Origin of the sequence: Clostridium cibarium (assembly GCF_014836335.1) — a bacterium.
Taxonomy (GTDB): domain Bacteria; phylum Bacillota; class Clostridia; order Clostridiales; family Clostridiaceae; genus Clostridium; species Clostridium cibarium.
Map to the genome: position 1 here is coordinate 43,347 of NZ_JACSRA010000012.1, position 8,726 is coordinate 52,072.

The window sequence follows — 8,726 nt, forward strand, 5'->3', positions numbered from 1 at the left end:
ACTAATTTATAGAGAAACAATATTGCTAGTTAAAGTATCAATATTGTTTCTCGAAATATTCTTCTAAACAACCTTAGTATTCATTTTTTAGAATATGGTCTAAGGAATTTTGCAAAAACTCTTGGATTCTTTCACTTTCTTCAAATAAGAAAGTGAAACATGTTAAATATAAATAATCACTTGAGTAATTAATAGTAAAGCCAATAGTATTCCTGTTTATCTTATTAGTATTAAAATTTTGCATTAAATCACTTATATAATTTTTTGTTTCTACATGATCAATATCCATATTACCTAAAAAGTTTAGAATTATATTATAATTTTCTCTATCGTCAGAGAAAGTGTTTAGCAGCTCTCCGATCTTTTTATACTCATTACTTAATTTGTAATCATTAAGTAATGTTAAAAAGTTTATATTATGTTTAGATGCATATTCTAAAAGATTTTCACAATATTTATAAGTGATAGTATTAATTTGTTCTTTATCAATTATTATAGGTATTCGATCTATACATTCACCAAAAACATCGTTAAATTTTTTATCTTCATACAATCTTCCATAACTTATTACTTGTAGTGGTATCTTAGTTGCATTTATATAATGCATAAAAAATTCTTGTATAATTTTGCAAGCAATTTCCCAAGAGTTATTTTTAAAAATGTCTTGATAATCCTTTGGTATAGGTAATTTTGCCTTGACAAATCCGCATCTCTTGGAAACTTCACTCAATTTTTCTTCTATTTCTTTAGAATAGCTACAATAACTTTCTAATTTATAAGTATTAATTATCTCTTCTTCAGTTGAGTTTACTGGTCCCTTAGTAATCTGTTTTGAATATTCACTATATGGTTTAACCTTCTTCAAATTGATCTCTTGACAATTTATCAATTTATTGTAATATTCTTTGATAGTACTTTGAAGAATTAAATTACTTGTTCCATCAAATATGCAATGATTTATAGGTATATAAACTATATAATCCTTTAAGTTCTTCTTAATTATTAAAATTCTGTATAATACATTATTATAGTCATATTCTTGAGTGAAGGATTCATAAAAAAGATCCTTAACTATTGCATCTTGTTTATTTACATCTTCTTCAGATAAATCTATATATGGGATAAATAAGTTATTGATACACTCATCATTAACTATCTTTCTCCAGAAAATATGATCTCCTTCTTTTGATAAAATACTTCTTAAGTTATCAAAGGTTCTTATTGTATATATTATTGCTTTCTTAAGTACATCAATATCTATATAGTTATCAAAGCCTATTGCACACAAAGAAGGGGTAGATATTGTTGTAGTTATATTCAATCTTTGAATAGCAGTTAATTCACACTTTTCGGTTTCAACATTACTAAAAGATGATTTGAATTTATCTACAAGATTACATAGAAGAAGTTTATAATCCTGATTTTTTGAAATAAGAAATTCATTTTCTTTAGATCCATCTAAAATGTAATTTGGAAAAATGTCATTCGTTACAGAACTAGATAATAATTTTAATATTTCTTTGCAAGAATTTGATTCTAAATTATTTACATATAATATAGAGAGTTGTTTATTATTAAGAATTTTAGTTTCTAATTTACTTTCTATACCAAAAGTCTCCATTAATAACTTTTCAACTTCTATATTATTATTGATATTAATTGCTTTGTCTTTATCTCTTTGCTCTAACGTACATGCTAATTCAAAAACTGTTTGATTTGTAAATAGATCATTTATATTAATATCATAATCAAGATTTTTTAGTTGCGATACTATATTTATTGCCTTAAGTGATTGTCCGCCAATATCAAAGAAATTATCATGTAGTCCTATTTTGTTAATTTCAAGAGCTTTTTCCCAAACTTCTACAATTTCTTTTTCTGTATTAGTTGTAGGAGGTTGGTATTTTGCTCTAATTCCATTTTCTTCTTGAGGCATTGGTAAATTCTTTTTATCAACTTTACCATTTACAGTTAATGATATTTTATCAATCCGTACAAAATAGGTAGGCATCATATAACTTGGAATTCTATTCTTTAAATATTCTCTTAATTTCTTTGGATTATAATCTTTATTTGACACAAAATATGCACAAATATATTTATTATTTTCTTCCTCTATTACCGTAGCAACAGACTGAGTAATGCCATCCATTTTTAATAAATTACTTTCTATCTCTTCTAGCTCTATTCTGAAACCGCGTATTTTAACTTGATGATCTATTCTACCTAAAAATTCTATATTTCCATCTGGCAACCATCTTGCTAAATCTCCTGTTCTATACATTCTTTCACCAGGTTCATAGAGATTATCTACAAATCTTTCATTTGTTATTTTTTCATTATTTAAGTATCCTCTAGCTAGTCCACTACCACTTATGCATAATTCGCCTGGGGCTCCAATTGGTTGAACTTGTCCATTTTTTCCTAATATATATATTCTTGTGTTATTAATAGGTTTTCCTATTGATACATTTTCTGAGGCACTATTTATTTTATATACTGTTGCACAAATACTATTCTCAGTAGGTCCATATTCATTAACAAGTTTTATATCAGGGAATCTGTTAAAATGCTCTTTTAACACTTTTTTTTGTAAACTTTCTCCAGCTACAGTTACTTTCTTTAAAGCAGTTATTCCTTCTAAACCAGTTCCTAAAAGTGTTCCGTAAAATGCTGGTGAGATTAGAAGACTTGTGACCTTTTCTTTTAACATAATTTCTTTTAAATATTTAACATTTAAAAGATTATTTTTACTTATTAAAATTAATTTAGCCCCTGAAATAAGTGCAGTAAATATATCTCCTACTGAACCATCGAAACAATATGCCATTATTTGCAGTACTGCATCATTTTTATTAAAGTTGTGATAACTACATCTCCATAATAAAGTATTTAAAATACTTCTATGTTCTATTAAAGTTCCTTTTGGTTTCCCTGTAGTTCCAGAAGTATATATTACATATGCCAAATTATTTGACTTTGTAATATTTTTTATATTCCTACAATCGTTAGAGTATGCACTTTCTTTGGTAATATCTATAATCTCACCTTCAAAATCAACCTTATTCATCAAGCTACTTTGAGTTAGTAAAATATTTGCGTTACTATCTATTAACATGTTATTTATTCTATCGGATGGTAGTTCAGTATCTATTGGTAAATATGCCCCACCAGCTTTAAGTATAGCTATTATACCTATTATCATCTCCATAGATCTATCTATCATTATTCCTACTATAGTTTCAGGAATAACTCCCTTTTCTCTTAATGTTATAGCTAGAGCATTACTTTTCTCATTTAATTCCTTATAACTTAATTCCTTATCATCGAATACTAAAGCAATATTATTAGGAGTTCTTTCTACTTGTTCTTGAAATAATTCTTGTATTGTTTTATTGCTTGGATAATCTACTTTGGTATTATTAAATTCATTAAGAATTATATTTTTGTCTTCAGGTGTTACTATGTCAACATTTGAAACTAATTGATCAATGTTATTTGTAATTTCTTTAAATATTTTAGCTAATTGATTTGTAATTTTTTCTATTAAGTAAGTTGTATAAACATTCTCATTGTACATTACTTTCAACTTTAAACTATCTTCCAAAACAAAGGATAAATTAAAGTCATAATTTGTTTCTTCTCTTCCTTGGATAAAATCAATCTTTATACCATTATTGCAATTATCTAATTCATTAAATGGGAAATTTTCAAAAACAGTTAAATTTTGAATTAAATTTTGTTTTAATTCACTTTGGTCTTGAATTTCAGCTAAAGATAAATATTCAAAGTTTCTGCTCTGATTTGCTTTTTCATAAACTTCTTTAAGCATTTCTTTTACTGTTATTTTTCCATTGTCAGTTATCCTTACAGGGACTGCATTTATGAATATACCTACCATTTCTTCTATCCCATTTATTTCTGGTGGTCTACCTGAAACTACAGAACCAAAAACAACATCATCAGTTCTATTATATCTTTGTAGAAGAATTCCCCATGCTAACTGGCATATTGAATTTAGAGTTACTCCACATTGACTAGATATTCCCTCTAATTTTCTTGTAACCTCTTTACCAAAATCCCACATTAAGTTTTTTTGTTTATATTTAGTGCTTTTTGACTTTGTTTTAGGCAACTCAACAATTTGATTATATCCATCTAAATAGTTTTTCCAGTATGCAAGTCCATCCTCTTTTCTTTGTTTATACAGCCATTTGATATATTCATGAAAATTAATATTATTTTCTATATTAAGTTTTTCTCCTCGTTCTATATCTTCATAAAACTTAAACAAATCTCCTATAAGAATATTAGTTGACCATCCATCAATTATTATGTGATGGATAGTGAATATAAGTCTACTAGAGTTATCATCCATCTTAATTATGCTTAATTTAAATAATATGTCTTTGCTTAAATCGAAACCTTTCTTTACTAATTCAGTGCTAAATACTGAATAATCTTTTTCTTTATTACAGCTTTTAGTAAAGTCTTCATAATATATTTTGAAATTTCTATTCTCTAAAACTACTTGAGAAGGATGTTTAGAATTACTATAAATGATAGTCTTTAAGATATCATATTTTTTAGCTAACATATTATATGCTTTATTTAAGGATTCAATTTTTAGATTTCCTTTAATATTAAGTTCTAATTGTATAACATAAGCTGTAGTTTCTTTATTTTGCATATACGTAAATAGCATTCCTTGCTGCATAGGTGTTAATTTGTTTATCTTGCTTATATTAATATCTTTATCTATATTATTTTTTATAAATTGCTTTAATTCTTCTACATCTTCTAGAGAATATTCATTTATTCCATAGTCTGTAGGTGTAAGTTCTGCTTCTTTTCTAGTGGAGCAGTGTTCTATTATTCCATAAATATTTTTATTAAATATTTCAACAAATTTTTCAATTTCATCTTCTTTATATTCTAATTTACAGAAGTCAATATTAAATTTTAAATTTCCTTCTTGAATTAGCGAGTTTATTTGAATGCTATCTTTTAACTCGAAATTATTACTAATATCACTGCCCGTAGATAGATTTGAATAAGTAAATAACTCGTTATTAGAATTTGAATCTATCTGCCCTAAATAATTAAAGCTAATATCTGTTTCTATTGTCATATCTCTATTTTTTCTATTTTTACTACTAGTTAAATATTTTAATATTCCATAACCAATACCCTTATTTGGTATTTTCCTTAAAACTTCTTTATTTCGTTTAATGATTGTACTAATATCATTATCACTCATATCAAGTATAACTGGGTAACAACTAGTAAACCAACCTACTGTTCTAGTTATATCAACATCATTTATTATGTCTTCTCGACCATGGCCTTCTAAGGTTATAGCTGCATTTTTTGCACCACACCAATCTTTAATAGTAATTCCAAGGGCAGATAATAAAATATCGTTAATCTCAGTATTATAAGCCCTATTTGTTTCCATAACTAGTTTTTGTGTAGCTTCTTTATCTATTATAATATTTTTAGAAATCATGTCCTTAATTAATATTTTATCTGCTTTATTAAACTTAGGAAGTTCATCCAAGTGTGTATCAGCTAAATTGCTCCAATAATCTAATTCATTTAACAAAGCGTTACCATTTGCATACTCAATTTGTTTTTCTGTCCACTCTTTAAATGAGGTAGTCTTTTTAGGAAATTTTATTTCTTTCCCTTGTAATAATGATTTATAACCGTTATAAAAATCTTCAAGAATTATTCTCCAAGATACTCCATCTACAACTATATGATGAATTACAAAAAGTAAATAATCCCCTTTGTTAGTTGAAAATAATCCAACATTCATTAATGGACCATGTTCTAGATCTATTGATTCTTTTAATAATTGTCCTTCTTTGGCTATCTGCTCTTTAAAGTTATCTTCATGAGATAAATCAAAAAATTTAAAGTTAAATAAGTTTTCATCTATTTTTTTATTATATAAACTTATTTCTTCTCCATAATTTAGATTTATTCTTAGTGCATCATGATGAATTACTATTTCCTTTAAAAGCAATTTTACCTTATCTATTTCAAGTTTTTCTTTGCAGTAAATTAGTGTAGATTGATTAAAGTGTTTCATTACTTCTTTATCTTCTTGTAAGAATTTTTTCATTACCGGAGTAAGCATAGATATTCCAACAACTTCATCTTGAGATATTTGTATTTCTTCTGTTTTTGCATACTTAGATATTTTTTCAATAGTCTGATGGTCAAGAATATCTTTTATATCCACTTTTAGTCCTAAATTTTTAAGCCTTGATACGATTTGTATAGACTTTATAGAATCTCCTCCAAAATCATAAAAGTTATCTTTAATACCTATCTTTTCTGCTCCTAATACTTCACTCCATACAAGAGCCATTTTTTTCTCTACATCATTACTTGGTGCAACGTACTTATTAGTTTTTTCATTTAAATTAGGTTCAGGTAAAAGTTTTTTATCAACCTTTCCATTATTAGTAAGTGGTAAGGTTTCAAGTGTTAATATGTATGGAGGAATCATATATTCTGGTAAAGTCTTTTTTAGAAACTTTTTTATTTCATCTTGACTTACTTTTCCAACTATATATCCACATAAATATTTTTCTTTATTTTTATCAAATCTAACTATGACAGCAGCTTCTTTAACTTGTTCATGTTTTAAAATTTCTCTCTCTATTTCTCCTAGTTCTAACCTGAAACCACGTATCTTAATTTGATTATCAATTCTTCCTAAAAATTCTATATTTCCATCTGGTAGCCACTTTACTAGGTCTCCAGTTCTATAAATAATTTCATCTTTTATATAAGGATTTTGTACAAATTTTTCTTTTGTAAGCTCTTCTTTATTTAAATATCCTCTTGCTACTCCATCTCCCCCTACACATAATTCACCTGGAACACCTACTGGTAAAAGTCTCAAGTTCTTATCCATTACATAAGTTGTTGAATTTGATATAGGTTTCCCTATTGGTATTGGAATTTTTTTATCCCACATGTTTAAAGGGTCTATAGAAAAATAAGTAGAAAATGTAGTGTTTTCAGTTGGCCCATAACCATTTATGATTATCGTAGACTTATTATTTATTCTTAATTTATTAACCTGATTACTATCTAAAGCATCTCCACCAATCATCAAGGACTTAATGTCATCGAAAGTACTAGCATCAACATTGCATATTTGATGAAATAATGCTGTAGACATAAACATAGTTGTTATATTGTTCTTTTGTATATATTGCTTAAGCATTTTAGGATTTAAAATTAATTCTTTACTTTCAATATGCACTGTTAATCCATTTAAAAGTGCACCCCATATTTCAAAAGTTGAAGCATCAAATGCAATAGATCCTGTTTGAAGTATTTTATCATCAAGTTTTAAATCTATATAATTTTGATTTTTAACTAGTCTTACTACGCTTTTATTTTCTACACATACTCCTTTAGGATTTCCGGTAGAACCTGATGTATAGATAATATATATTAAATCATCAGAATTAATATTACCTGTAGAAATATTTTCTGTAGGTTGATTTAATAAATCATAACTTTCAAAATCTAATATTATAGGAGTTATTTCTTTAAAATCAAATTTGTTTAGTGTTTCTCTTCTTCCTATAATAAGATTGCTACCACAATCTTCAATCATATATTGAACTCTTGATTGAGGATAATCTTCATTAATTGGTACATAGGCAGCACCATTTTTAATAATAGCAATTATAGCTATAATTGTTTCCATACTCTTATCACATAATACTGGTATCAAACTTCCCTTAGTTACTCCATTATCTGCTAGTAAATGCGCTAACTGATTAGATTTATTATTTAACTCCTCATATGTTAAATTCTTTCCATTAGATATTATAGCTATATTCTTAGAAAATTCCTTGACTGTGTTTTCAAACAACTCTTTTACTGACATATCTTTTGGGTAATCTACCTTTGTATCATTAAATTTATTTATTATTATATTTTTCTCATCTTCATTAATAATCTCTACATCTCTTAATTTAACATCCATGTTAATTAATATGTTTCTTAAACATGATAAAAATTGATTGAATAGATTTCTAACCAAAGTCTTATCATTAATATTGTAATGAATATTACATTTTGTTAAATTATTTTCTTTTGAAAAACAGAATATTAATGTTAAGCCTAATTCTTTCAAATCATCAACTTTATGAATATTGCTAAGAGCACAGCCTACGTCAGTTATATCGATTATATTTTCTTTTTCTAAACTATGTATAATATTGTCAATAGGACAATTTTCTCTTTTATAAGATTCAATTACTATGTTTTTTGTATTTACCACCAGTTGCTTAAAACTTATATTGTCATCTATTTCCATAGGAAAGATTACAGCATTTTTATTTTCTTCCTTTTTATATGTTGGAGATACGATACATACTTTGTTAGTATTATATTTACTGATAAGTATTCCTAAGATCGTTACTAGAAAAACATATAATGGCAATTCAGAATTATTAGATATTTTATTTAATCTAACAGATAGATCTTCAGGAATTATAAAAGATTCTGTTTGGTATTCATTATTTATATGATTATTCTTTTTTATATTAAAGCTAGTAATCTCATCATAATCTTTTAAAAGGTTAGTCCAATATTTCATTTCTTTTTTATTTATTAATTCTCGCATAAAAATCCCCCATAGTTTTTTTATTGAATAACAAAAAGTTTTGATATATTGCTAGGTTACAAAA

Annotated in this window: 1 protein-coding gene; it reads right to left on the reverse strand. The window is 26.1% G+C overall.

All coding sequences use genetic code 11. From position 1 onward, the window contains the following. Positions 1-73: 73 nt before the first annotated feature. Positions 74-8,662, reverse strand: a complete 8,589-nt coding sequence (locus tag H9661_RS09360) for a non-ribosomal peptide synthetase (RefSeq protein ID WP_191768433.1) — start codon at positions 8,660-8,662, stop codon at positions 74-76. Positions 8,663-8,726 lie beyond the last annotated feature (64 nt).